The sequence below is a fragment of the Trichocoleus sp. FACHB-591 genome, assembly GCF_014695845.1.
Classification (GTDB): domain Bacteria; phylum Cyanobacteriota; class Cyanobacteriia; order FACHB-46; family FACHB-46; genus Trichocoleus.
In genome coordinates this window covers 176910-200729 of the sequence record NZ_JACJPA010000096.1, presented here as the reverse complement: position 1 = coordinate 200729, position 23820 = coordinate 176910, and the positions used below count along the sequence as shown (strand labels likewise).

Sequence of the window (23820 nt, the reverse complement as noted above, 5' to 3'; positions counted from 1 at the left end):
TGAAATCGATACAGACCGTGATCTTACTCACTGCATAACCTGTCGAAATAGGTAATAAACAGAGAAAATATTTAAGTATGCTATTTAACTAAGTGCGTTAATTAAGCAGGATTAGCTCAGCAACTCTCAGAGGAATCTGTACTCGTTTCCATGACAGACCTATCGAAGCTTAAAATTCTGTTAGTAGAAGATAGTCCTGTCAGCCAGAGAGTCGTGGTTAGACAGCTCAAGAACCTAGGCTGCGAACCCGATGTAGCAACTAACGGTCAAGAAGCTTTAGCGCTCATGGCTCAGGCGAATTACACCATCGTCCTGTTAGATTGTCAGATGCCTGTCTTGGATGGCTACGCTACTGTGGCCGCAATCCGTCGCCTAGAAGGGCAAAATCGGCAAGCCGTGGTGATTGCGATGACTGCCAATGATGTCCAGGGAGAGCAAGAAAAATGCCTCCATGCGGGCATGAACGACCTTCTCAACAAACCTTTTAACGAAGCTCAACTCGTTGACAAGTTAAAGCGTTGGAGTCACGCTTGGGTGTGTGACGCGATCGCGCCTCCAGAGACGGAGCCAGTTGCAGAAACTACAGGGGTTGTGACGCCTGAATTAGCTACGAGAGTTGGCTTAGACCTCGATCGATTTCAACGCATCACTCGTGGCAACGGCGCATTTCAGCAACAGGTGCTACAGCTATTCCTGCAAGATACTCGGAAAAACATTTCTCTGGCCAAGGCAGCCGTACTGGCTCAAGACTTGAAGACCCTAGAGCACAAAGCTCATCAAATTAAAGGAGCTAGCGCTAATGTTGGGGTCAAAGTCATTCAAAACCTGGCTGAGCGCATAGAAGAACAGATTCAAAAAAGAAGTTGGGACGAGATCACGACAGGTATTGCTGAAATTGAGCAAGCCTTGAATGAGATTGACAGTCTCATTGCCGCTTAACTTGGCTTGGTTCAGCCCGATAAGATATTTGCTCGAAAATAAGTTCTCGCACAAATATAGGCTCTGGCCCTAGATATTCAAACCAAAGTCTTCCAGAAATAGCTTTGTAGTCAACTTTAGTTGGAGCTACCCGGAGCCTGAGCGCCAACAAACTTTTGGATTAACTGGCGCAATTGAGTGGCATCAAACGGCTTGGTCAAATATTCTGACGCACCTGCGAGCCGCCCTTGAACTTTATCAAAGGCGCGATCGCGGGCCGTCAGCATAATGATGGGCAACGCCTCAAACTGAGGTAATTTACGCACGGTTCGGCAAAACTCTAGGCCATCAATGCCTGGCATAGAAACATCTAGAAGTAAGAGCGCTACCTTTTCGCGACCTAGAACTGACAAGGCATCTACAGCGCTATCGGAAACCAAAACCCGATAATCTACCGCCAAAACTCGCTTAATCAGTTCTTGCATGACAACGCTGTCATCTACGGCAAGAATCGTTGCTTGATAACCTAAGTCTGAGGACATATTCCTATCTATAGTCTGCTGACGCAGTCTAAATGAACGCAATGGAGCGAGATAACCCAAGGAGGGAATGCAAACTGAAACTAGAAGCGATGGTTCGGTTGCATATCCTTATTGTCGCCTCCAACCAATCGATTTAACCTCAGAGTGCCCAGTTTTCCCCACGGACCAACAAGAAACGCGATCGCGAAGGCGATGAAAATTTCGTAGCAGTGATGCTTCATCTGAGTTAGTCAAGCGGAAGTTTGAAAAAAAGTTAAGTTACTGGCTAGAAAGTGCTTGACAGACTATGGGATTTTGCTGCTATTATTGTCAATGTGAATCCAATGGGGCGTCGCCAAGTGGTAAGGCAGCGGGTTTTGGTCTCGCCATTCCTAGGTTCGAATCCTAGCGCCCCAGTTGTTAAATCCAAATAATTATACTTTATTCTAAGCAGTTTACTGCCATAGGTGAGATAGTTCTTACCTGAAGCGCAGTTTAGAATCAAAGTTATGTCCCCAAGTGCACCAAAAGTCCTCGCCCTTGACTTTGATGGAGTTCTTTGTGACGGGTTGCTGGAATATTTTCAGACCGCATGGCGAACTTACTGTCACCTTTGGAATAGCCCTCATGCTGTAGCCAATCCAGAAGCTAGTCAAGAAGTGGCCGAGCTGTTTTACCAACTCCGTCCAGTGGTGGAAACAGGTTGGGAAATGCCAGTTCTAATCCAAGCGATATTGCTAGAGATTCCGACTGCTAAAATTTTTCAAGATTGGCCTGCGATCGCCCAAGAAATCCTACTTGAAAGTAACTTACAGGCCATAGAAGTTGCTGCTGCTCTCGATCAAGGGCGCGATCAATGGATTGCTACCGATTTGAGTAGCTGGTTAGCTCTACATCGCTTTTATCCTGGAGTGATTGCTCGACTTCAGCAATTCTTGGCTGCGTCAGGGCAACCTGTGATTGTGACTACGAAGGAAGGACGGTTTGTTGAGCAACTGTTGCAGCAGCAAGGCATTGAGCTAGCTCCTAACCAAATTTTTGGCAAAGAAGTGCAGCGACCCAAACACCAAATTTTACGAGAGTTGCTGGCGACCCCTGAATATCACCTCACAAATGCTGCTGAGCTGTGGTTTATTGAAGACCGCTTAAAAACCTTACAATCGGTACAAAAGCAGCCTGATTTAACAGAAGTCCAGCTTTACTTAGCAGATTGGGGTTATAACACCGCCACAGACCGCAGCCTAGCTGCTCAAACCTCTCGGATTCAACTGCTCTCCCTCGCTCAATTTAGCCAAGAGTTTGCTGCTTGGCCCTAGGAATTGCCCCATGCTTGATCTGACTAAACTAGCGCAGCAGATGCAGGGAATTAGCCAGCACTTAGCGGACGAAGCAACTGCTTCGCGGCAGCGCTTGGAACTAGCCCAAAAATTACTAACCCAAGCTCAATCTCGGCAAGCAGAACTCGTCTTGCAACGGCAAACCTGGAGCGATCGCCTGGGCTTTGCAGCAGCGGAACCTGTAGAACCACTCACCACAAGAGTCAATTTGGGAGTCGCTCCGGCTATTCATACCGCGATCGCCACCGATGGATCGCAGATTGCTCCCAGCCACCACGAGATTGCTTACTGCTACTTAATTAATGTCGGGCGAGTCGTGCTGCATTACGGGCAAAGTTTGCATCCTTTATTGGATAGCTTGCCAGAAGTGTTCTACCGTCCTGAAGACCTCTACGTTTCCCGTCAATGGGGAATTCGTACTGAGGAATGGATGGGGCATCGCCGTACTGTCTCAGAAGCGACGGTATTGGCAGACTTGGCGTGCCAGGTAAAGGATGAAGTAGGAAGCAAGCAAGATGAAAGACAGGCGGCAGGACAAGTCCCCCTGCTGGCGATGGTAGATGGTTCGCTAATTTATTGGTTTTTGGAAGCGCTGCCGAATGAAGCTCGCGATCGCTTGTTGCCAGAGATTTTACAGGCTTGGGAGCAACTGCGATTAGCCAAAATTCCTCTCATTGGTTATCTCAGTGCTTCTCGGAGTGGTGAAGCCCTCAACTTCTTGCGCTTACAAACCTGTCCTTACCCTGCCCCTGACTGCGCCACACATTGCCCTGGACAAAGCGATCGCGCTCCTTGCCATGTGTTTGACCCGCTACGAGATATTGCGCTGTGGTCCGCATTTCTCGAACCAGGACAACGTAGCCCGCTTTGGCGCAGTTCGGCTCGGATTTTAGATTTGTATGGTCCACATAACATCTACTTTTGCTATGTCCACGTGGGCACTGAAATTGCCAGAGTAGAATTTCCCGCTTGGGTGGCGGAAGATACTGCTTTGTTAGAGATGGCCCTCAGTTTAACCCTGGCTCAAGTGCAGAAGGGCTACGGGTATCCAGTCGTGTTGGCGGAGGCACATAACCAGGCGGTGGTCCGGGGCGGCGATCGCTCTCGCTTTTTTGCCCTCTTAGAGCAGCAAATGATTCGAGCGGGGCTACGAAATATTGGTACGTCTTACAAGGAAGCGCGCAAACGAGGCAGTATCGCCTAAAGAGCCACGCTATTTATAGCGACGAGAAAAAACAGCGATCCCTGCAACAGAGATTAGCTTCCGGGGGAGTTAGCTACCACTGGGGCGAGTCTTAGTAAGATTCAAACTCATCGACTAATTTTTCAATCAGCAAATCCATCTGCTGCTGACGCTGACGCAAAAAAGTTTCGCATTGCCGCAGTTGGTCAATTGCGATCGCAAATTGATCAAAAACCTCAACGAGATCTAGATCTCCTGCCTCAATCTGACCAATAATCGTTTCAATTTGGTCCACCGTTGTTTCATAGCTCCAGTCCGTCTGGGATGAAGTAGAGGGTGAATTGGCACTGGCTACGGTGTCAGTTGGCTTAGAAGTGCTTTGATTCAAGCTTGTCAGGTCGTTCATAGTACAGTTGAAGACTCACTGGCATTAGGGTTTGCCGGCAAAATTTCGGTCACTTGAACTTTGAGCTGACCATGCCCTAGGTTAATCGATAGCTCTTGGCCCAAGTGTAACCCCTTGGTAGAGCGGGTAATGGTGCCATCTCCCTGTCTGACTATGGCATACCCTCGATGCAGAACTGACTGGGGATCAAGATTGGCTAACTTTTGCTGTAGGGTTTGACAGTGATGCGTGGCTTGTTGAGATTGCCGTAGGGCACCTTTAATTAATTCTTGACGCAGCCAGGCTAGGTTGCCTACCTCCCGTTGCAATTGGCGTTCCAAGGGCAACCTGCGCAGGCGATCGCGCAACTGGCGTAGTTCTTCCTCTACTCGGCCAAACTGATGGTTCGCTGCCTCTTGTAAAGCTATCGCTCGCTTCTGATGTTGCGTGTAAAGGTCAGCTAATTGTGGCACAGCTTGCTCTGCGGCTGCCGTAGGGGTGTGAGCATACACATCTGCGGCTAAATCTGCCAACGACTCATCCCGCTGATGCCCGATGCCAGCGATCACGGGAATGGCACAGTTGGCGATCGCCCGCACCACCCGTTCGTCGTTAAAGCAGGCCATATCTTCAGTCGCACCCCCGCCACGGGATAAGATCAGCACCTCAGCTCGTCCATCCCGCTCAACCCGCTCGATCGCATTCACAATTGAGACAGGGGCTTGATCCCCTTGCACTAAGGTGGGTGAGAACAGCACCTTTAAACCGGGATAACGCCGCTTCAGAGTTCGTTGAATATCTCCCCAAGCTGCAGCCCGTGGAGATGTGATGACGGCAACGGTTTGCGGATGGGAGGGGAGCGATCGCTTACGTTGGGGATCAAACAATCCTTCCGCTTCTAGCCGATGCCGCAACTGGCGGTATCGTAAAGCTCTTAAGCCCTCACCAGCCGGTAGTGCTTGCCAAACAATTAATTGATAGTGCCCCCGTTGAGGATGTAGATGAATCCGCCCTAGAATAATGATCTGTTCGCCTGGGGTAGGTAGGGTTACTACTTTGCCGAGCTGACTGCTCCAAACCACACAGCTAATGGCAGCCTTAGCATCCGGATCTTGTAACGTAAAAAACAACCCACTCCGATAACGGTTAGCACTCGAAACTTCTCCAGTAACCCAAATCTGCTGCAACTGACTGTCTTGCTCTAGCAAGGCTTGAATATAGGCCGTCAGACCTGCCACTGAAAGTGCTGTATCGGGAACTAGGAGATCGGGAAGGTAGAAGGTCATCGTAACATCATCTAGGGGCTATGCCCTCGTCATAGGGGTCTACTGAAGTGCCTGAAAACCTTAATTCTTTTTTAGTACGTTCGTACTGAAAACAAGGTAAAATTTTAGAGGGAGCAATTAGACTGCTTTGCCTGTTTCCAGAGTAACGAGACTTCAGCTAATTGGATAGATAAATTTAACTCTATTACGGTAATTTCGCTGCTGTTGTCACCCTCATATCGGCTCTAAATTTCTAGAATAGAGTCTCACCCCTCTGTCTTGTCCAGCCTGTTACATCCTGCAAAAATCCTGTCTTGAGGCGTTAATGGCTACCAAAATTACTGATAACCCCGATAAGCAAAAAGCCCTAAGCCTAGTGCTCACTCAAATTGAGCGTAACTTTGGCAAGGGGTCGATCATGCGTTTGGGAGATGCTACCCGGATGCGGGTAGAGACGATTCCCACTGGAGCGTTGACCCTCGACTTGGCCTTGGGTGGGGGGTTACCCAAGGGGCGGGTAATTGAGATTTACGGCCCTGAAAGTTCCGGAAAAACGACCCTAGCGCTGCATGCGATCGCCGAAGTGCAAAAAGCAGGTGGGATCGCCGCCTTTGTAGATGCCGAGCATGCTCTTGATCCGTCTTACTCCGCAGCCTTAGGCGTTGATATCGAGAATCTGCTGGTTTCTCAACCTGACACAGGTGAAGCAGGCTTAGAAATTGTTGATCAACTCGTTCGCTCTGCGGCTGTCGATATTGTCGTAATTGACTCGGTAGCAGCCCTTGTACCGCGCGCAGAAATTGAAGGCGACATGGGTGACATCCACGTCGGTCTCCAGGCTCGGTTGATGAGCCAAGCCTTGCGGAAAATCACTGGCAATATTGGTCGCTCTGGTTGTACTGTCGTTTTCCTCAACCAGTTGCGTCAGAAAATCGGCGTAACTTATGGTAATCCTGAGACCACAACAGGCGGTAATGCTCTCAAGTTCTACGCCTCGGTTCGCCTCGATATCCGCCGAATTCAAACCCTGAAAAAGGGCACTGAAGAGTTTGGGATTCGGGCTAAAGTGAAGGTTGCCAAAAACAAAGTGGCTCCACCTTTCCGCATTGCTGAATTTGATGTCATTTTTGGCAAAGGGATTTCGACGCTGGGTTGCTTGATTGACCTCGCAGAAGAAATGGGTGTGATCACTCGTAAAGGTGCTTGGTACAGCTACAACGGCGAGAATATCAGCCAAGGCCGTGATAATGGCATCAAGTACATGGAAGAAAACCCCGAAGTCGCTAAAACCGTGGAACAGCAAGTCCGCCAGAAGCTCGAAATGGGCGCTGTGGTTTCTGCTAACTCCGTGGCTCCCCTAGAGGTTGAGGACGAAGAAGCTTTTGTTGAAGAAGAATAAACCTAACCCCTGGCTCCTTCCCTACTAAGGAAGCAAGATTTGAAGTTAGCCTCCTTGGAAAAGGGGGTTTTTTATTGGTGTTTTTGTTCAACTAATTGCCGTACAAGGGCGGCTAATTGCTCAGCGCTATCTGCTACGGCGAGAGATTCTGTCTTGGTAGCCATCTCTCGCAAGAGATTGGGCGATCGCAGCAGCTCTAGCACTTTTGTTTCTAGTAGTTCTGGAGTCAGGTCTGTTTGGCGATAAACTTGGGCCGCTCCTGCCGCCGCAAAAATAGCTGCGTTGTGTGCCTGGTGGTCTTCGGCAGCGAAAGGGTAAGGAATCAAAATCGATGGGGTGCCTGTCATGGCTAACTCCGTCAGCGAACCCGCTCCAGCCCGACTAATAGCCAGGGTAGCCCGCTGAAATAATCCCGCCATGTTGTCGTAGAACGGTAAGGCGAAATAGTGCGGATGTTGCAAGCTTTGCGCCTCTGAATCACTGTCACCTGTAAGATGAACGATCCAAGCACCTGCCTCTAGCCATGCTGGAGCACATTGGCGCACGAGCCGATTTACTGCAACGGCCCCTTGGCTACCACCAACGACCACAATTAATGGGACATCAGCGGGAATAGACAGATCCTCCAGCGGCTGATCGGCTGCGGCTCGAAACTGCGATCGCACTGGAGTCCCGACGTAGACGTTGTGAGCTTTAGGCAAATATTGGGCTGCGCTTTCAAATCCTAGGGCGACTGCCGTACACCAAGGGCTAAACCAGCGTGTAACTTTCCCTGGTAGAGCGTTGGATTCGTGCAGGATAACGGGTAAACCGAGCGATCGCGCCGCAATAATGCTCGGTCCCGCAATATAACCGCCTGTCGTGAGTACGCCTTGAAAATTGCCTTGCTTGAGTAAGCGGCGCACCTGTCCAATCGAGCGAATTAAACGGAAAAGAATTTTGAGCGTCCCTAAACCTAGCCGTTGTTGAAAGCCTTCGACCGGGATGGTTCGTAGCGGATACTGAGCGGGAACGAGTTGAGTTTCGAGCCGATTCGGTACGCCTAGCCACTCGATTTTGTAGTCAGGGAGTTGCTCTGCTACTGCGATCGCCGGGAACAAGTGACCGCCAGTGCCACTCGCTGCGATGAGTAATCGAAGAGGGGAATTTGCCGCAGGACTATTCATGGGACACAGTTCAACTACTAGGCGATCGCTTAGGGTACTCTACAATGCAGGAAGCAGTTACAGGCTGCGATTGGAGATCAAACTGTCCACATCGCCGACTTCGCATCCAAAACGTTGATCGTTGCTACTCAACTATCCAGGCTATCACTTATGCACAACTCGCTCACGGGTCTATGCCGCAATCTCCAACCTAACTCCCGCCACATCCGGGCAAAAGCCGGGACTTGGCCGCTCCTAGGTCTGCTGACGCTAGGATTAACTGTTTTTGCGGGAGAGGGAGTGCAACCTGTAGCAGTGCAGGCTCAAACTAGACCAGTAGCGCCAGCCACGACAACCCCAGCGGCCCCAGCACCCCTGAAGAATTTACTGGCTCAAATTGATGCGGCTGCCAATAGCCATAATCTTTCGGAAGTCATGAAGTTTTACGGCTCGAATTTCAGTCACTCAGATGGTTTGACCCGCCAAGGAGTTGAAAAAGCCTTAGCAGCGTTGTGGAAGCAGTATCCCCAGATCAACTACCGCACTGAGCTAAAGTCCTGGAAAGCCGAAGGAAGAGGCTTTACGGCGGAAACAGTGACTTACATGAGCGGCGTGCAGCAATTAGGTGAGCGGAACTTAGTTCTGAACACAACTCTGCGATCGCGGCAACGGCTGGAAAACCAGAAAATTGTGCGGCAAGAGATTCTAGCTGAGGAGACTCAGTTGACTACGGGAGAAGCGCCCCCCCGCGTAGAAATCACGCTGCCAGAACAAGTACGGCCCAACCAGGAATACAGCTTCGATGCGATCGTGCGAGAACCTTTGGGAGACAGCCTCCTCTTAGGAGCAGCCGTAGAAGAACCGATCAAACCGAACAATTATCTCAACCCCGCTACGTTCAACCTAGAGCTGCTGTCGGCAGGTGGCATTTATAAAGTGGGTCGTGCGCCTGCTAGACCGGAAGATCGCTGGATCTCAGCGGTTTTGGTGCGAGAAGATGGCATGACGATTGTGACTCAACGCTTACGAGTCGTAGGTCAACCTGTTGCCGCTCAACCTCCCAAACCTTCACGGTAAGCTGAATCTGATGTGAGTCAGCAAGCTGAGATTGGGGTGTGATTGTGGTTGCGATTAAAGATCAAGTCGTTTTAATTACTGGGGCTAGCAGCGGCATTGGAGCGGCTTGTGCCAGAGCTTTTGCTGAGGCTCGGACCAAGCTGGTGTTGGCGGCTCGTCGGCGCGATCGCTTAGAACAGTTGGCAGATGAGCTAAATCAAGAGTTTGCTAGCGAGATTCATCTGTTGCAGTTGGATGTGCGCGATCGCCCTCAAGTAGAAGCTGCCCTCCAATCGCTGCCCGACTCTTGGGGCAACATTGATATTTTGGTCAACAATGCGGGCCTAAGCCGTGGCTTGGACAAGCTCTACGAGGGCGATGTGCAAGATTGGGAGGAGATGATTGATACCAATATCAAAGGATTGCTCTATGTGACTCGTGCTGTAGTGCCTGGGATGGTGGCGCGAGGCCGAGGACATGTGATCAATATTGGGTCGATCGCAGGGCATCAAACTTATCCCAATGGTAATGTCTACTGCGGCACTAAAGCAGCGGTCAGAGCGATTTCGGAAGGGCTAAAGCAAGATTTGTTGGGTACGCCTGTGCGAGTCAGTTCTGTTGACCCTGGTTTGGTGGAGACAGAATTTAGTCAGGTGCGATTTCATGGGGATACGGAACGTGCCGGGAAGGTATATCAGGGATTGACACCACTCACGCCTGAGGATGTGGCGGATGTGGTGTTGTTTTGTGCGACTCGTCCGGCGCATGTCAATTTAAGTGAGGTTTTGTTGTTGCCAACGGATCAGTCGGGGCCGACGTTGGTGCATCGACGTTAGTTAATCCGAGCCTTGAGGGCAGGTGCCCTCAAACTCCCGCTGAGGGACGGTTGCGTCCCCCAGACCCCCTCCAAACGAGGCTAAGTGTGAGTGTTTCGAGTTTGGGCGATCAGGAATCTTACCCTCTCACTCCTCACTTTCTAACTCCTCACTTTTTCATCCTCATCCTTTCTTAGACTTCCGCTCCAATTCTCTCTGCATGAGGCAGGTTTGTTGGGGCGCTAATGGCGGCATAGAGACGGTTGAGGGCATTGACGTAGGCTTGGGCAGAGGCCACGATGATGTCGGTGTTGGCGGCTCGCCCGGAGAAGACGCGATCGCCGTGCCGTAAGCGAATCGTGACTTCACCGATTGCATCGATTCCAGCAGTGACGGATTGGACGGAGAACTCGATGAGTTCGTTGGGGACGTTGACGACGCGGTTGATAGCTCGGTACACGGCATCCACTGGGCCAGTGCCGGTCGCGGCATCGGTGAGTTCTTCGCCTTCGGGGGTGCGGAGGCTGACGGTGGCAGTGGGACGAGCGCGATCGCCACAGGAAACCTGCACTAGTTCTAGCCGGAATAGTTCAGGAGCCTGCTGAATTTCGTCGTTGACAATGGCTTCCAAATCCCAATCCGAGATTTCTTTCTTCTTATCTGCCAGCTCTTTGAAGCGAACAAAGGCTTTATTCAAGTCTTGATCCGACAGCTCAAAGCCCAATTCTTTTAAGCGAGTGCGGAAGGCGTTGCGGCCTGAGTGCTTACCTAAGACGATTTGGTTATCGGTTAGCCCAATGGATTGGGCATCCATGATTTCGTAGGTAAGCTTGTTCTTCAGCACGCCGTCTTGGTGGATGCCAGATTCGTGAGCGAAGGCGTTGGCACCGACGATCGCTTTGTTGGGCTGTACCAACATGCCCGTCAAGTTAGAAACCAAGCGGGAGGTTTTGTAGATCTGGCGGGTGTCGATATTAGTTAGCGATGCTTCTGAGTCAGCAGGACGACCGAGGAAGGGGTTAAAGTACTGCCGCCGCACATGCAACGCCATCACCAATTCTTCTAGGGCGGCATTGCCAGCTCGCTCGCCAATCCCATTAATGGTGCATTCTAGCTGGCGGGCTCCATGCTTCACGGATTCTAGGAAGTTGGCGACGGCTAAGCCGAGGTCATTGTGACCGTGAACCGAAATAATGGCTTGGTCAATGTTGGGGACGTTTTCTTTAATGCCGCGAATCAAAGCGCCAAACTCGCTAGGTACAGTGTAACCCACGGTATCGGGAATATTAATGGTGGTGGCACCTGCGGCGATCGCCCGCTCTAGCACTTGATACAAAAATTCTGGCTCAGAGCGACCTGCATCCTCAGGCGAGAACTCTACGTCATCTATCAAGGATTTGGCATAGCCGACCATTTCTTCGGCGATCGCCAGCACTTCAGAGCGAGACTTCTTCAGTTTGTGCTTGAGGTGAATATCCGAGGTAGCAATAAAGGTGTGAATCCGCCCATGAGCCGCTGGCTTGAGGGCTTCTGCTGCGGTCTGGATATCTTGACGAGTCGCTCTAGCTAAGCCACAAATAACGGGGCCTGTTTCAGTCCCTACGGTTTGGGCGATTTTCTGGACAGCCTCAAAGTCTCCAGGGCTGGCAAAAGGAAATCCTGCTTCGATGACATCAACTCCCAGACGAGCCAGTTGTCGGGCGATGGTCAGCTTCTCCTCCACATTCAGCGTGGCTCCGGGCGACTGCTCACCATCACGCAAGGTCGTATCGAAAATAATAATTCGGTCTGGTTGGGGTTGAATTTTCATAGCAGATTTAGCCAACTTGAGTGCAAGTGGACAAGACTTTTCTTATTCTAAGGAACCCCGTTGACGTTTAAGGTGCAACTTTTAGAACTGAGAATCGAATTTCTCAATTTTGGGCCGAATATCGTTGAGGTCAATATAGCGATCGGTGGCGTTGCGAAGTTCACGAGCAATCATGCCCTCTGTTGATACCACTGTAATGTGAGTACTCTTGGAGCGGAGTAGTTCGATCGCCCGCTCGAAATCACCATCCCCACTAAACAAAACCACGCGGTCGTACTGCTCAACAGTGTTGAACATATCGATCACAATCTCTATGTCCAGATTGGCTTTTTGCGAGTAACGACCCGAATTGTCGTCGTAATACTCTTTCAGAATTTTGGTGCGGACGGTATAGCCTAGACTAATCAGGGCATCACGAAAGCCACGTTGGTCTTGAGGATCTTTAATTCCGGTATACCAAAAAGCATTGACCAACATGACATCCGGATCATTTGTAAAATGTTCCAAGACACGTCTTGGATCAAAAAACCAACCATTTTTTTGTTGCGCATAGAACATATTGTTCCCGTCTACAAAAATAGACAGACGGTTCATTGAGCAAGGCATAGAAGCTTAGACCTAATAAAAATTAGAGAATTAATTTGAAAGTTATGGACTTTATCTACTTGTCTATATAGGTGGTCTACTAGGCAATTGTAGTTAGCCCACATTAGAGCAGTTACTTGTGGATAGAGGCTAGGTGCCTGCGGAATTTATATCTAATCAGTTCTCTATTAGCTGCTATTGTCTCTTGGCTCTACCTCTATCGAGCGAGATAAAGTTGAGCCATCCTAAAGTATGTTTATGAGGGTGCATAATTTTGGGTTGTAGGTTGTTGTAGGTTGTTTAATGTAAGTGTACAGAATATAACTCTAGAGGTTGTTATCAGTTCATCTACATTGAGGCGGGTTTGTATATAAGCTTCAGATTTTTGGGGAACTAAGCCCCTTTAGACTGCCATCATTATAGAGACCTACTCTCTAAGATGCATCTGGGGAAAACCTCAAGAACTGACTTAGGGTTCTAGCTTGAGATATGTTTCTATTTTTAGCTTTACGGCTCGGCCTGCTGACCGCAACTACTTATACTAGAGTTCTCTAGTTTCGTTGAATGCCATCAAACAAGAAAGCGGATGGTTCCTCCATAGGCACAGTATTACATAAAGATAACCTGTGCTCTTAGTCAGGGTTTGCTAAGTTGATTAGAAAGAACTCGTCCAGGTTAAGCAAATCTAAAAGCGATTAAATCCTATTCCTGAACATTGATAACTCATCTCCAAACCAACTGAAATTGCTTAACTTCAAACGAGTGACAACGCCATAAGTCTCTGGATGAAACCAGCTAAATCACTGAGACAACCCATGCCAAAAGAACGAAGTTTGCTGCCAGCGCAGAAAAACATTGGTACTACAGTTCGGCCTTTAGTAACTGAAAAGGTAAAGTCAACGAAGCCTGCACAGCGGTTTCTGAATCTGACTAACTTGGGGCACATCCTAACAGGCGTCTGGGCAGCAGCAGCAGCGATCGCAACGGCCACCAATATTCCGCTAGGCCAAATTATGGAGCGGCAAGCTCAGACACTCTTTTTTGAGCTGCGTGGCCCTGTTCCTGCGCCTGAAAACATTGTGATTTTAGCGATCGATGACAGTTCGCTAAAAGTGACTCATTTGGAAGAGTTAAAAGAGGGATTTCCTTGGAAGCGAGTGGCCTATGCTCAAGCCATTGATCGCTTAATGGGTGCGGGAGCTAAAGCGGTGGCTCTGGATGTTGAATTTCCAGGCATCAGCCGTTTTGGCGTTGCAGACGACGAACAGTTTCTCCGCAGCTTAAAGCGCCATGCAGGTCGAGTCGTATTAGCGGCTAAGTATGAGGAAAGCATTAACGACAGTATGGTTGAAGACTCACAAGGCGTCACGACACAGTTAGCCTTTCCATACTTTTATCCCCAAGTCCCTTCCCTTGCACTGGGGTCGATTAATTTCTTAATTGAGCCAGATAATAAAATTCATCGTTTAGGTAGTCAATATTCTCGTGTTCTATCCCCAGCTTTATTTCCGCAAGAACCCGAATTTGGACTAAATCAAGGCATTCCTGACTTCGCTGAGGCAACACTTAAGGCAGCCCAAGTTTCAGTAAGCACGCCAAAAGGAGATCATATCTTCTTCTACGGCCCCCCAGGTAAGTTTAGGCCAATTCCATTTTGGAAGGTTCTTGACTCTGGGCATTGGAGCGGTTTTGAGCAGAACAAGTTTTTCCAGAACAAAATCGTTCTAATCGGAGCAACGACTAACGTTATGGAAGACTCTTGGCCGACGCCTTTTTCGGCGAATTGGCTGTTTCCTCAAGCGATGCCAGGGGTAGAAATTCATGCCAATGCGATCGCTACTTTAATGGAAGGTCGGGCGATCGCAGACGGGATTCCCGATCGATCGCTACAAGGAGTTTTTTGCTTAGTTGGTAGTATCGGTGTCGGTTTTTTATTGAGCTTCCCCAAGCGACCCTGGCTTCGGTGGCTGTTAATCATTGCCGCTCCTTTGAGCTGGGGGGGCGCTACTTACCTCATCTTTTCCTACGGTGGGTTGATCTTGCCAACGGCCTTACCAATCACCGCGATCGCTTTCAGTGGGCTTTCCTACACATTCGCTAGCTCCACCCTTGAGCATTTCAAGAAGCTAAAGTTATGGCATACCCTTAAAAAATATATTGATTCTCCTATCGTCCAAACCATTATTAGCCAAAGCGACCAGGGAGATATCGGAGATATATTCGAGGAGCGAGTAGGTACGAAACTTGATGGTCGGTATGTAATCACAAAGGTTCTAGGGTCAGGCGGATTCGGCGAAACCTACATTGCTGAAGATACCCGACGTCCTGGCAATCCCCAGTGTGTCGTAAAGCGACTGAAAACAGCCACCAACAACATCAATCTTTTGGAGATGGCAAAAAGGCTGTTTATCGGAGAGGCCGAAACTCTAGAGCGTCTTGGTAAGCACGATCAAATTCCTCAACTATTGGCGTATTTTGAGGAGAAGGAAGAGTTTTACCTAGTTCAAGAATTTATTCCTGGCCGTCCTTTAAGCCACGAATTGACTTTAGGTAGACAGCTACCCGAAGCTCAAGTTGTTGACCTACTTAAAGACTTGTTGCAAGTTCTTGCCTTTGTCCACAGTCAAGGCGTTATCCACCGAGACATCAAGCCTAGTAACATCATTAGACGGTTAACGGATGGCAAGCTAGTCCTGATTGATTTTGGAGCTGTAAAGAGAATTCCTCACTTAGCTGAAAATGACACGCCAGACAGCATCACGGTTGGCATTGGTACTCAGGGATATATGCCTAGCGAACAATATGCTGGTACTCCACGCTGCAATAGCGATCTGTATGCTCTCGGTATTACAGCCATTCAAGCTCTGACTGGCGTCCCCCCCAGTCAGTTCAAAAAAGACCAAGCCACTGAGGAAGTGTTGTGGCAGCATAGAGCTGAGGTAAGTCATGAATTAGCAATCATACTCAGCAAACTTGTGCGTTATCACTTCAGCCAGCGCTACCAATCTGCCACTGAAGTTTTAGAAGCACTCCGAAAGCTAACAACTACTAATCATTCAACTAGTTTTAGCGCAGCGAATGGGCTTTCCCCTCTAGATATCGCCTATATGGATGTGGATGTCTCTACAGATCCAGTGTCGCTGACAGATGCTGCATTTTCTACAGTTGCTTGGCCCAATACTCTTGAAGGAGAAACAGAATCCACGGAGATCAGTGACCCCGTGGATAGTTCAGTAGATAGCTAAGGCGATCGCCTTAGTCTATTTATTTGTCAATTGGAACCCGGCCAGGAAACTTACCCTCGGTTGCCCCACCACCTGGGAAGACACCATCATTGGCTTTACCAGGAAATTTACCATCATTGGCTTTACCAGGAAAATCACTACCCGGTGTTCCGCCATTAGGTGGCGTATTGCTAGTTGGATTGGTTGGATCTGTAGGTTGACCTCCGCCAGTCGGATTGATTGGATTGGATATAGGGTTAGCAGGCGTTGCTGGAGCTTGGCCAGGGAAATCGCCTCCCGTATTTCCTCCGCCAGGGAAGTTACCTCCGGTGTTTCCTTGGCCAGGGAAATTACCTGGCAAAGTCGGATCAATCGGCACTACTGGCACTCCTGATCCGGGTTCAACCAAGATAGGTGGACTCGGAATGACTACATCCGGTGAGCCGCCTGGGGGAGTATCAGTGGAAAGGTCTGGTAAAGCGTCAATAGGAGGATTTACATTAGGCTGGCCAATACCTGGATCATCTCCTTGAGTTTGACTGGGAAGGCTGGAGCCTGGAGTAACAGGAGAATTGGGGTTAGGAAGGGTATCAGGTTGCTTAGGCACCACGGGCAGCTCATCCGTGGGCGAAGGGGGCGTTATGCCTCCTGAAACGCCCCCTTCTACTACGATAGGGGGCGTATTTGACCCTTGGTCAGGGGTGGGTGCTTCGGTGGGGGGAGTGGGTGTAGTGACTACGGGCGGCGTAGGAGTGCTAGGTTGCGAAATTGGAGTTGCTGGCTCTATGCGGCGAGGGGTGAGCAGTCTGGTGTCTGTTGGAGCAACCGTCCTTGGTCTCTGCCCTAAGGAGTCTAGGGGACGAGGAGTTGAAGTGACTGGAGTGGGTTCAGGCGGTGAACTGATAGCGGGGTTGTCGCTAGGAGGTGGGTTTTGAGTAGAGGTGACTGGCTCCGGCGGTTGAGTCGCAGGTGGGGTAGTGCCAGCGACAGGTGGAACGCTACCAGAACCAGCCCCAGGTTGTTGCGGTGAGGCTGCGGTTTGATCGGATTGAGTTTTCTCTGGGTCGATAGCTCGGCGTACATCCACAGAATTGAAGATGCGATCGAGATTATTATCTGGGAAACCAGCTAACTCAGAGGGCAAACGAACAAAGGTTGGGTTTTCGATGACGTTTGCGTTTTTGAAGGAGGACTGACCTTGTAAAGCCTCTACTGTCTCAGCTCGAACTGCCGCGATCGCCTCATCTGAGGGGCTAGCAGCATCCTTTTGCGTGAGATTCAGCCCTTTGACTAAATCACTGGTTTCATAGAAGGTATTGAGGTCAAAGTCGTAGACTTGCTCAATCCGGTTTTTGACTATAACCGCCAACTGGCCAGCTCGTAAGCCTTGGCTTTGAGAAGCATCACGGTTATAAATTACCATTGGCCCTTGCGGGTTATTGGTCAGTGCCCCAACCAAGGTGGTATCTGTGTCAGGAATATAGCGGACAAACAAAGCAGAACCTTTAATGCCCGCCGCTGCATTGGGGGTTCTTACTCCTGTAGGACCACGACCAGGCGGAATGAGGAGTAACATCGTGCCATTAGAGAGCTGAAATGTACGGGCATTAGGCACGAAACGAAAAACGGCTTGCTCACCCACACGAGCTAAAGAACCGTCATTAAAACGTAGCTCTGCTAGAGAAGCACGCGCCGTTGCTAAAGCATCGCCAGGAGCCATTGCATCAGAAACTCGTGCCGATCGAACAGGTCGGCTTTTTTGCATTAACTGCACACGATTCCGGAGTGCCTGAATGACAGCACGAGTCAAGGGAGTTTTGGCATCCGCAGGCCGCGGAAAGCTCCCAATAGTTAGACCCGACAGCATCAGAGCAAGGAACAGAGCTAATTTTTGAGACATAAGCGGTTCCTGGCGGTGCAACATCAAAATTTTATATGAAAGTTTTCCGATTTCCGTATATTCCCCTAAGGAAATATATATACAATCCAAGATTTGAATCTATTGACGAAAATTTTCGTCCGTTCTTTACTAACCAAGATGAACAAATTAGCTGTATTTCGTCTATTCCCTATATTAGGAATCACAACTTATCGGTAGGCATCCATTCAGGCGACGGTCAACTTAGTTTGGTAGTTCCCTAAAACAAAAAATTTAAGCTAAAAACCCTGATTTATATTTCGTACCACCCTAGCAACTAAGGAGAATTACTTCTACGATGAGTTTCGGCTGGTTTTTCAGTAAATATACGGTATCCAACTTGCAAGTTTATCTACGCTTGTTTTATCATGTGCACCTCAGACTTTGGCAACACCTAGGTCTATGGCTGAGTCTTGCAGGTAGTTCAGCTTGTGCTACCGCAGCAACTGTTCCAATTCCGGAAGCTACTGTTGAACCAACAGCCAATCCGGTTGTTTTGCCGCTGCCAAAATTTTTACAACATGATAATAGCCTAGGAACAGAGCGGGATTCTGTATCCTTAGATGTAGGCTTCAGTTTGCCAACCGTTGAAACTGAGATCCTATGGTCAGAGGTGACAGTAGAGCCATCCTTGACCAATCCAGCCTTAGCGAATCAAAACTTGCCGCTGAGATATCTGTCTCAGCTAAACGCGCCTTCTGAGGTTGAGGTGCAATCGCAGCAAGAGCGTCACCTGGAGCAAACATTAGCAGATCCAGAGCTAGGTAATTTGCGGTTGCAAAAACCAGGCGATGCCGTCCAGGAAAGTTCAGGGGAGCCAGAAGAGCCTGGAAAAGCTACTGATAATGAGTCTGCTACATCTGATACAACAAATACAAGTAACTCTGAAGCAGAGCCACAAGCTGCTGATCCTGAGTTAGGCAACTTGCGCCTACAGGAATCTGTAGAGAACAGCAATCAACAACTTGACCCAGAACTCGGTACATTGCGCCTGAGACAACAACCTGTGCAGGCTAGTCGTTCCGAGCGAACTGTTTACTTGCAAGGTCGGGTTGATTTTTTCCAAAGTGACAACATTTTTTCCAGTGTTGACCCCATTAATGACAGTTTGATTCGCACAGGACTGAGCCTGTGGGCAACTCCAGCGATCGGGCCTAAAACCTATTTAATTGGCTCTATCAATGCCAATCTGATCAAATATGCCAACTTGGATGACTTCGACTACAACGAAGTACGTTTTGGAGCTTCCCTCTATCAACAACTTACTCCCAAAATGTACGGGGAGGTGGGCCTAAGCAATCAGCAGTTATTTACAGCTGGAGGCGGCGATCGCTTCCTAAATGACAACTCCATCCGTCTGGGTCTGGGGCGTCGGGACTCACTGGGGAATGCGGTAACCATTGATAGCTTCTACCAACTGCGCTATAGCTTTGCCGATCCGAGCGATCGCAGCCGAGTGGTCAATGCCTTGGGCGCATCCCTGAATTACAACCCAACTAGTAAAGTTCAGACAGGGCTGGACTATCAGTACGTACTATCGAGCTTTACGGAGCAAGGACGGGAGGACAACTATCACCAACTACTGGCTCGCCTAAGTTATGACTGGTCTCGCAACAGCCGCATTACGGTATTCGGAGGCTTCGGTTTTGGCAACTCTTCTAACCGCAATGTAAATTTCGACAGCTCCATCCTAGGCGTAAGCTTATCTGTCAACCTGCCCCTCTTCTAACTCCCTCACTCCTCACCCCTCACCCCTCACCTTCCAAGTAAGAACACCAATCGCTCCAACTGCCAGCGTAGAGTTTGCCTTGATCAATGCCTGCCAGTTCTAGGGACAGTAGATTGACGCAGGCTGTCACGCCAGAACCGCAGTAAACCAAAATTTCTTCAGCTGAAGCTACCTCAGTCCAGCGATCGCGCTGCTCGGTTTCAGGTCGCAAATAGCCTTGTTCGTTGGTGACTTCTTGCCAAGGATAATTCACCGCACCGGGAATATGACCTGCCACTGGGTCAATCGGTTCACGTTCCCCTCGGTAGCGATCGCCTTCGCGCGAATCCACCAAAACCACATTTGGTTTATCTTGACGAGCCTTGACGATATTAACATCAACTACCTGCTCAAGCTGTGGCTGTGGGGCAAAGTTGCCTGCTTGCGGTGGTGGTACGTCTATGGTAACGGGATAGCTTGCTGCCTGCCAAGCTGCGAAACCGCCATCTAAAACTGCTACATGGCTGTGCCCGAAGTAGCGCAACAACCACCAAAGGCGAGAGGCGAAGGCTAAGCGTGAGTCGTCATAAGCCACGACTAAAGTTGGTCCATTGGGGCTCTCAGAATTAACACCCATCGCTCGTAACTTGGCAGCAAAGTCTTCTGGCTCTGGTAGCGGGTGGCGTCCGCCATGTTGATTCACCGGACTCGACAAGTCGCGATTGAGATCTAAATAGTAAGCGCCTGGAATGTGGCTGGTTTGATACTGCTGCTGCCCCAAATCAGGTTGCATTAAAGCGAAGCGGCAATCTACAACCACGACTTGCGGATCGTTGAGATGGTCGTGCAGCCAAGCAGCAGACACAACAGGATGAGAAACGGTCATGGAGTTCAGCATCACACAGGTTGAAGCTATTCTACATGGCCTAATTACCTCACAGCAGTCCCAGAGACAGCTGCAGCCGTTAAGCGTTGATAACGAGCGATTTTGAGCTGAGATTCCGTTTGCTGAAGGGCAACTTGCCAAACTTGATAACCACGCGGATTCAGGTGTAAGCCATCAGTGGTCAAGGCTCGATTCAAGGTGTCTTGCGTGTCAGTGAAGTAGGGGTACAGATCTAGAAAACTTACTTTTTCTTGTTGGGCGATCGCGGCAATGCGTTGATTTAAGCCACGAATCCGACTACTGGGAATCGCAGCATAGCGGGTTGGCAAAATCGACTGCACAACAACCTCAGCGCCAGGATGCTTCTGATGGAGCTGTCGCATAATTTGGCGCAAATTACTTAAAATCCGTTGGTCGCTATGGCCCCGACGCAGATCGTTGATGCCAGCCATGACGTAAATGGTGTCAGGCCGCGTCTGAGTAAAGGCTGAAAGCCGCTGGAGAATGCCACTTGTGGTATCGCCTGAAATTCCTTGATTCAGCCACAATTGCCCCTCAGGTAGGCGTTGGGTTGGGAACCAGAGACTAAGCGAGTCTCCCACGACGACCGAGAGACGATTGTCTCCTTGGCCTCGTGCTACAGCTCTGGCTTCTAGCTCTAGTAGTTGTTTCCATTGGCTGTAGCTGGGCTTCGTTGTGGCTTGAGACCAAGCTGAGTAAAAACTATTGCTAGCGATCCGGGTGTAAAGAGTGCCTGCTCTCAGGGCTTCTAGTCTTTGGCGATAGAGCTGGTTACCCGATCGTGGAGCTAAAGCCTGGGCTTGCGGTATATCGCTAAAGTTAGGAATCAAAGCAGGACTAACTTTAGAAACCTGCTGACTACCACGCTGGTCGTCCAGAATTGAGGCGATCAGGTTGTCTTCTTGAGCGTAAATTTCTGTAGCAAGTTGTGGGCTAGGCGCGATCGCTCCCACCTGAGTTGCCCCTACCTGAGTTGCAAGTTGAGGCTGACATCCGGGTTGGCTAAATTCCGGGGCACCAAATTCAACTCCGGTGGTGACTTGGGGTGAAGCTAAAGCAACCGTTTGAGCTTTGGCTAAATCGTCTGCGGCGAATAGGGAGCCAAGCTGAGGTATTTCTGGTGCTGCGGTTTTGGCTAACTGGCTCTTCACTAAGACATCAGCAACCAACAGACAAAGATCGCCCATAAAGTAACTCCATCACACCTTCCCTTACCTTTGACAGGGAGAAGTGGATGGAGTCAGGAAATTTCATGAACGATTTATTCCAACAAAAAGATTCGGAAGTGCACCTCTGCCAAATCCTCAAGAGTTGTGATCGCGCCCTAGACCAATCGGAAGATGAAGGGATAGCGGAATGCGTGGTCAGAATTGCTCAGCGAAGTGACGATCGCCCAAATCGCCAATCCCCAATGAGCCAGGAAGTAGAACGGCACCAAGAGGAGACCAATCAAAATCCAGGAGAGAATACCAATAATGACTCCCCACAGCCAAATATTAATGTGGAAGTTAATCGCTTCCTTGGCGTTTTCCTTCACCACGGGGTCATCAGAAACAAACAAAATCGCGATCGGCACACCAATCGAAACCAAAGCAGCGCTAAAAAAGATCGAAGCGTGCGCTACTGCCGATAATAATTTCCGCTTATCCGTGTCGTACATCCTAGTTTCTCCCTCACGGAGTTAAGGTTTTTGCGATTGCGTTTTTGCGATTGCAAGGGGGGCAATTGCTTTAATCATACCTAGCCAATCTTTGCCTGAAAGTATGCCATAGATAGGGAAATCCGGTGGTTTTTGGTGGGTATCTCCTCATCTGCAAGTTCATCTGCAAGTGGGAAAGGGTTTCCGCAGGCGTGGCTTTTGTCGCTATCATCAAGTTTAAAGGCAACGTTGAATTTAGCGATTTAGCGTTGATAAGTTGCTTTACAGATTTACCCAGTCAGGTTCCGGCATGTCCACTGATTCCCTTGCCCTTGACCAATCGGTTCAAGACAAATCGCTTCAAGTTGAGTTGGAGACAGAGATTGAACGCCGTCGCAATTTTGCGATTATCTCTCACCCAGACGCGGGTAAAACCACTCTGACCGAAAAGCTCTTGCTGTACGGAGGTGCGATTCACGAGGCGGGAGCAGTCAAGGCACGTCGAGCCCAGCGCAAAGCCACCTCAGACTGGATGGAAATGGAGCAACAGCGGGGGATTTCGATCACCTCGACGGTTTTGCAGTTTGCTTATAAAGACTGTCATATCAACCTGCTGGATACGCCGGGACACCAAGACTTCAGTGAAGACACCTATCGCACCTTAGCTGCCGCTGACAATGCGGTGATGCTAGTCGATGCAGCCAAAGGTTTGGAACCGCAGACTCGCAAGCTATTTGAAGTTTGCAAGTTGCGATCGCTGCCTATTTTTACCTTTATCAACAAACTCGATCGTCCAGGGCGTGAACCGCTGGAACTGCTGGATGAAATTGAGCAAGAACTAGGTTTGCAAACCTATGCGGTAAACTGGCCGATTGGGATGGGCGATCGCTTTAGAGGCGTGTTTGACCGACGAGAGCAAAAAATTCACCTATTCGAGCGCAGTGCTCACGGTAGCCGCGAAGCCACAGTCACAACCGTCGATTTGGGCGACCCTCGGATCGAAGACTTGCTGGAGCAAGAACTCTACTACCAACTCAAAGAAGATTTGGAAGTGATTGAGGGGGTAGGTCCAGAGCTAGACCTGGCGCAGGTACACCGAGGCAAAATGACGCCCGTATTCTTTGGCAGCGCCATGACCAACTTTGGGGTGGAGCCGTTCTTGAATGCTTTCCTAGACTACGCCCTCAAGCCTGGGCCTCATCACAGTACGGTGGGTGAGGTGGAGCCTACTTATCCAGAGTTTTCGGGTTTTGTTTTCAAGTTGCAAGCCAATATGGACCCCAGACACCGCGATCGCATTGCCTTTGTGCGGGTGTGCTCTGGTAAGTTTGAAAAAGACATGACCGTAAACCATGCTCGTTCGGGCAAAACGGTGCGCTTGTCTCGCCCACAAAAGCTGTTTGCACAAGAACGCGAATCGATAGAGGCGGCTTACCCCGGTGACGTGATCGGTCTCAACAACCCTGGAGCCTTCGCGATCGGAGACACGATTTATCTGGGCCAGAAGCTAGAGTACGAAGGCATCCCTTGTTTCTCACCCGAACTCTTTGCCTACCTAAAAAACCCCAACCCCTCCAAGTTTAAGCAGTTCCACAAAGGTGTGTCGGAGCTACGGGAAGAAGGGGCAGTCCAGATCATGTTCTCGGCAGATGAAGCCAAGCGAGACCCAATCTTGGCAGCAGTCGGGCAACTGCAATTTGAAGTGGTGCAGTTTCGGTTGCAAAACGAATACAACGTGGAAACCCAAATCGAACTGCTACCTTACAGCGTGGCTCGTTGGGTGACAGGAGGCTGGGAAGCTTTGCAAAAAGTGGGTCGCTTGTTTAATACGGTCACAGTGAAAGATTCTTGGGGCCGTCCTGTGCTGCTCTTCCGCAATGAGTGGAACTGCCAGCAAGTAGAGGGCGAACACCCGGAGTTAAAATTAAGCACGATCGCTCCCGTAGTTTCTGGGCAAGAACCTATCTCCACTTGATGCTATGTTGGAGCGGATTATGGCAGCAGC

At 49.6% G+C, this 23820-nt stretch carries 19 protein-coding genes and 1 tRNA gene; 10 read left to right on the top strand and 10 right to left on the bottom strand.

The genetic code is table 11. From position 1 onward, the window contains the following. Positions 1-150: 150 nt before the first annotated feature. Entirely contained in the window at positions 151-939 is a 789-nt protein-coding gene (locus H6F90_RS18940) for a hybrid sensor histidine kinase/response regulator (RefSeq protein WP_190553835.1), read from the top strand. 116 nt (positions 940-1055) lie between these two features. Here H6F90_RS18940 and H6F90_RS18935 read toward each other — a convergent pair whose 3' ends face one another. Further along, positions 1056-1460, bottom strand: coding sequence for a response regulator (locus H6F90_RS18935; protein WP_190432155.1), 405 nt, complete (start codon positions 1458-1460; stop codon positions 1056-1058). A 324-nt stretch (positions 1461-1784) separates the two neighbouring features. Between H6F90_RS18935 and H6F90_RS18930 the strand changes: the two genes are divergently transcribed. From H6F90_RS18930 to H6F90_RS18920, 3 genes are all read left to right on the top strand, one after another. Further along, a tRNA-Gln gene (locus tag H6F90_RS18930) sits at positions 1785-1856 on the top strand. 92 nt (positions 1857-1948) lie between these two features. After that, a complete protein-coding gene (locus tag H6F90_RS18925; protein ID WP_190432157.1) occupies positions 1949-2755 on the top strand; it encodes an HAD family hydrolase in 807 nt (268 codons plus the stop codon). Between the two features lie 10 nt (positions 2756-2765). Further along, the gene (locus tag H6F90_RS18920) at positions 2766-3980 is read left to right on the top strand and encodes a DNA double-strand break repair nuclease NurA (protein WP_190553834.1); all 1215 of its coding nucleotides are present in this window, start codon (positions 2766-2768) and stop codon (positions 3978-3980) included. 91 nt (positions 3981-4071) lie between these two features. On the opposite strand, the gene xseB is transcribed toward H6F90_RS18920, so the two are convergent. Both xseB and xseA read right to left on the bottom strand, forming a co-directional pair. Beyond that, positions 4072-4365 carry an exodeoxyribonuclease VII small subunit gene (xseB, locus tag H6F90_RS18915; RefSeq protein WP_190553833.1) on the bottom strand — a complete coding sequence of 98 codons (294 nt, stop codon included), beginning with the start codon at positions 4363-4365 and terminating at the stop codon, positions 4072-4074. Beyond that, entirely contained in the window at positions 4362-5630 is a 1269-nt protein-coding gene (xseA, locus tag H6F90_RS18910) for an exodeoxyribonuclease VII large subunit (RefSeq protein WP_190553832.1), read from the bottom strand. The genes xseB and xseA overlap by 4 nt, the downstream gene beginning before the upstream one ends. A gap of 304 nt (positions 5631-5934) precedes the next feature. Between xseA and recA the strand changes: the two genes are divergently transcribed. Further along, positions 5935-7008, top strand: a complete 1074-nt coding sequence (gene recA, locus H6F90_RS18905; RefSeq protein WP_190432165.1) for a recombinase RecA — start codon at positions 5935-5937, stop codon at positions 7006-7008. Positions 7009-7079: 71 nt separating this feature from the next. Here the strand turns inward: recA and murG are convergent, their stop codons facing one another. Continuing rightward, positions 7080-8174, bottom strand: a complete 1095-nt coding sequence (murG, locus tag H6F90_RS18900) for an undecaprenyldiphospho-muramoylpentapeptide beta-N-acetylglucosaminyltransferase (RefSeq protein WP_190553831.1) — start codon at positions 8172-8174, stop codon at positions 7080-7082. 150 nt (positions 8175-8324) lie between these two features. On the opposite strand from murG, the gene H6F90_RS18895 reads away from it, so the two are divergent. Both H6F90_RS18895 and H6F90_RS18890 read left to right on the top strand, forming a co-directional pair. Beyond that, positions 8325-9230 carry a nuclear transport factor 2 family protein gene (locus tag H6F90_RS18895; protein ID WP_242024533.1) on the top strand — a complete coding sequence of 302 codons (906 nt, stop codon included), beginning with the start codon at positions 8325-8327 and terminating at the stop codon, positions 9228-9230. Between the two features lie 38 nt (positions 9231-9268). Beyond that, on the top strand, positions 9269-10045 hold the full coding sequence (locus H6F90_RS18890) for an SDR family oxidoreductase (protein ID WP_370588052.1): 777 nt from the start codon (positions 9269-9271) through the stop codon (positions 10043-10045). A gap of 172 nt (positions 10046-10217) precedes the next feature. Here the strand turns inward: H6F90_RS18890 and H6F90_RS18885 are convergent, their stop codons facing one another. Beyond that, positions 10218-11834: a 2-isopropylmalate synthase gene (locus tag H6F90_RS18885; protein WP_199296016.1), complete on the bottom strand. Its 1617-nt coding sequence runs from the start codon at positions 11832-11834 to the stop codon at positions 10218-10220. An 81-nt stretch (positions 11835-11915) separates the two neighbouring features. After that, positions 11916-12428 (bottom strand): NYN domain-containing protein, encoded by a 513-nt coding sequence (locus tag H6F90_RS18880; RefSeq protein WP_370527439.1) that lies wholly within the window; start codon positions 12426-12428, stop codon positions 11916-11918. A gap of 806 nt (positions 12429-13234) precedes the next feature. Between H6F90_RS18880 and H6F90_RS30130 the strand changes: the two genes are divergently transcribed. Further along, positions 13235-15664 (top strand): serine/threonine-protein kinase, encoded by a 2430-nt coding sequence (locus tag H6F90_RS30130; RefSeq protein ID WP_199296015.1) that lies wholly within the window; start codon positions 13235-13237, stop codon positions 15662-15664. 19 nt (positions 15665-15683) lie between these two features. Here the strand turns inward: H6F90_RS30130 and H6F90_RS18870 are convergent, their stop codons facing one another. After that, positions 15684-17543 (bottom strand): FecR family protein, encoded by a 1860-nt coding sequence (locus H6F90_RS18870; RefSeq protein ID WP_190553830.1) that lies wholly within the window; start codon positions 17541-17543, stop codon positions 15684-15686. 316 nt (positions 17544-17859) lie between these two features. Between H6F90_RS18870 and H6F90_RS18865 the strand changes: the two genes are divergently transcribed. Then, positions 17860-19290, top strand: coding sequence for a hypothetical protein (locus H6F90_RS18865; RefSeq protein WP_190553829.1), 1431 nt, complete (start codon positions 17860-17862; stop codon positions 19288-19290). A gap of 19 nt (positions 19291-19309) precedes the next feature. On the opposite strand, the gene H6F90_RS18860 is transcribed toward H6F90_RS18865, so the two are convergent. The 3 genes from H6F90_RS18860 to H6F90_RS18850 all read right to left on the bottom strand — a co-directional run bounded on the left by H6F90_RS18860 (position 19310) and on the right by H6F90_RS18850 (position 21836). Next, positions 19310-20167, bottom strand: a complete 858-nt coding sequence (locus H6F90_RS18860; protein ID WP_190553828.1) for a sulfurtransferase — start codon at positions 20165-20167, stop codon at positions 19310-19312. 32 nt (positions 20168-20199) lie between these two features. Further along, complete coding sequence (locus H6F90_RS18855) at positions 20200-21363, bottom strand: SGNH/GDSL hydrolase family protein (RefSeq protein WP_190553827.1); 1164 nt, start codon at positions 21361-21363, stop codon at positions 20200-20202. A 137-nt stretch (positions 21364-21500) separates the two neighbouring features. Then, positions 21501-21836 (bottom strand): DUF4870 domain-containing protein, encoded by a 336-nt coding sequence (locus H6F90_RS18850; RefSeq protein ID WP_190553826.1) that lies wholly within the window; start codon positions 21834-21836, stop codon positions 21501-21503. A gap of 289 nt (positions 21837-22125) precedes the next feature. On the opposite strand from H6F90_RS18850, the gene prfC reads away from it, so the two are divergent. Beyond that, complete coding sequence (gene prfC / locus H6F90_RS18845; RefSeq protein ID WP_190553825.1) at positions 22126-23790, top strand: peptide chain release factor 3; 1665 nt, start codon at positions 22126-22128, stop codon at positions 23788-23790. Positions 23791-23820: the final 30 nt, after the last annotated feature.

Excerpts from the sequence above, each read along its gene's own strand:
- H6F90_RS18895 (WP_242024533.1), top strand. The coding sequence starts at position 8,325 with ATGCACAACTCGCTCACGGGTCTATGCCGCAATCTCCAACCTAACTCC.
- H6F90_RS18885 (WP_199296016.1), bottom strand. The coding sequence starts at position 11,834 with ATGAAAATTCAACCCCAACCAGACCGAATTATTATTTTCGATACGACC.
- H6F90_RS18850 (WP_190553826.1), bottom strand. The coding sequence starts at position 21,836 with ATGTACGACACGGATAAGCGGAAATTATTATCGGCAGTAGCGCACGCT.
- H6F90_RS18920 (WP_190553834.1), top strand. The coding sequence starts at position 2,766 with ATGCTTGATCTGACTAAACTAGCGCAGCAGATGCAGGGAATTAGCCAG.
- prfC (WP_190553825.1), top strand. The coding sequence starts at position 22,126 with ATGTCCACTGATTCCCTTGCCCTTGACCAATCGGTTCAAGACAAATCG.
- H6F90_RS18855 (WP_190553827.1), bottom strand. The coding sequence starts at position 21,363 with ATGGGCGATCTTTGTCTGTTGGTTGCTGATGTCTTAGTGAAGAGCCAG.
- H6F90_RS18880 (WP_370527439.1), bottom strand. The coding sequence starts at position 12,428 with ATGAACCGTCTGTCTATTTTTGTAGACGGGAACAATATGTTCTATGCG.
- xseA (WP_190553832.1), bottom strand. The coding sequence starts at position 5,630 with ATGACCTTCTACCTTCCCGATCTCCTAGTTCCCGATACAGCACTTTCA.
- H6F90_RS18870 (WP_190553830.1), bottom strand. The coding sequence starts at position 17,543 with ATGTCTCAAAAATTAGCTCTGTTCCTTGCTCTGATGCTGTCGGGTCTA.
- murG (WP_190553831.1), bottom strand. The coding sequence starts at position 8,174 with ATGAATAGTCCTGCGGCAAATTCCCCTCTTCGATTACTCATCGCAGCG.
- xseB (WP_190553833.1), bottom strand. The coding sequence starts at position 4,365 with ATGAACGACCTGACAAGCTTGAATCAAAGCACTTCTAAGCCAACTGAC.
- H6F90_RS30130 (WP_199296015.1), top strand. The coding sequence starts at position 13,235 with ATGCCAAAAGAACGAAGTTTGCTGCCAGCGCAGAAAAACATTGGTACT.
- H6F90_RS18935 (WP_190432155.1), bottom strand. The coding sequence starts at position 1,460 with ATGTCCTCAGACTTAGGTTATCAAGCAACGATTCTTGCCGTAGATGAC.
- H6F90_RS18860 (WP_190553828.1), bottom strand. The coding sequence starts at position 20,167 with ATGCTGAACTCCATGACCGTTTCTCATCCTGTTGTGTCTGCTGCTTGG.
- H6F90_RS18865 (WP_190553829.1), top strand. The coding sequence starts at position 17,860 with ATGAGTTTCGGCTGGTTTTTCAGTAAATATACGGTATCCAACTTGCAA.
- H6F90_RS18925 (WP_190432157.1), top strand. The coding sequence starts at position 1,949 with ATGTCCCCAAGTGCACCAAAAGTCCTCGCCCTTGACTTTGATGGAGTT.
- H6F90_RS18940 (WP_190553835.1), top strand. The coding sequence starts at position 151 with ATGACAGACCTATCGAAGCTTAAAATTCTGTTAGTAGAAGATAGTCCT.
- recA (WP_190432165.1), top strand. The coding sequence starts at position 5,935 with ATGGCTACCAAAATTACTGATAACCCCGATAAGCAAAAAGCCCTAAGC.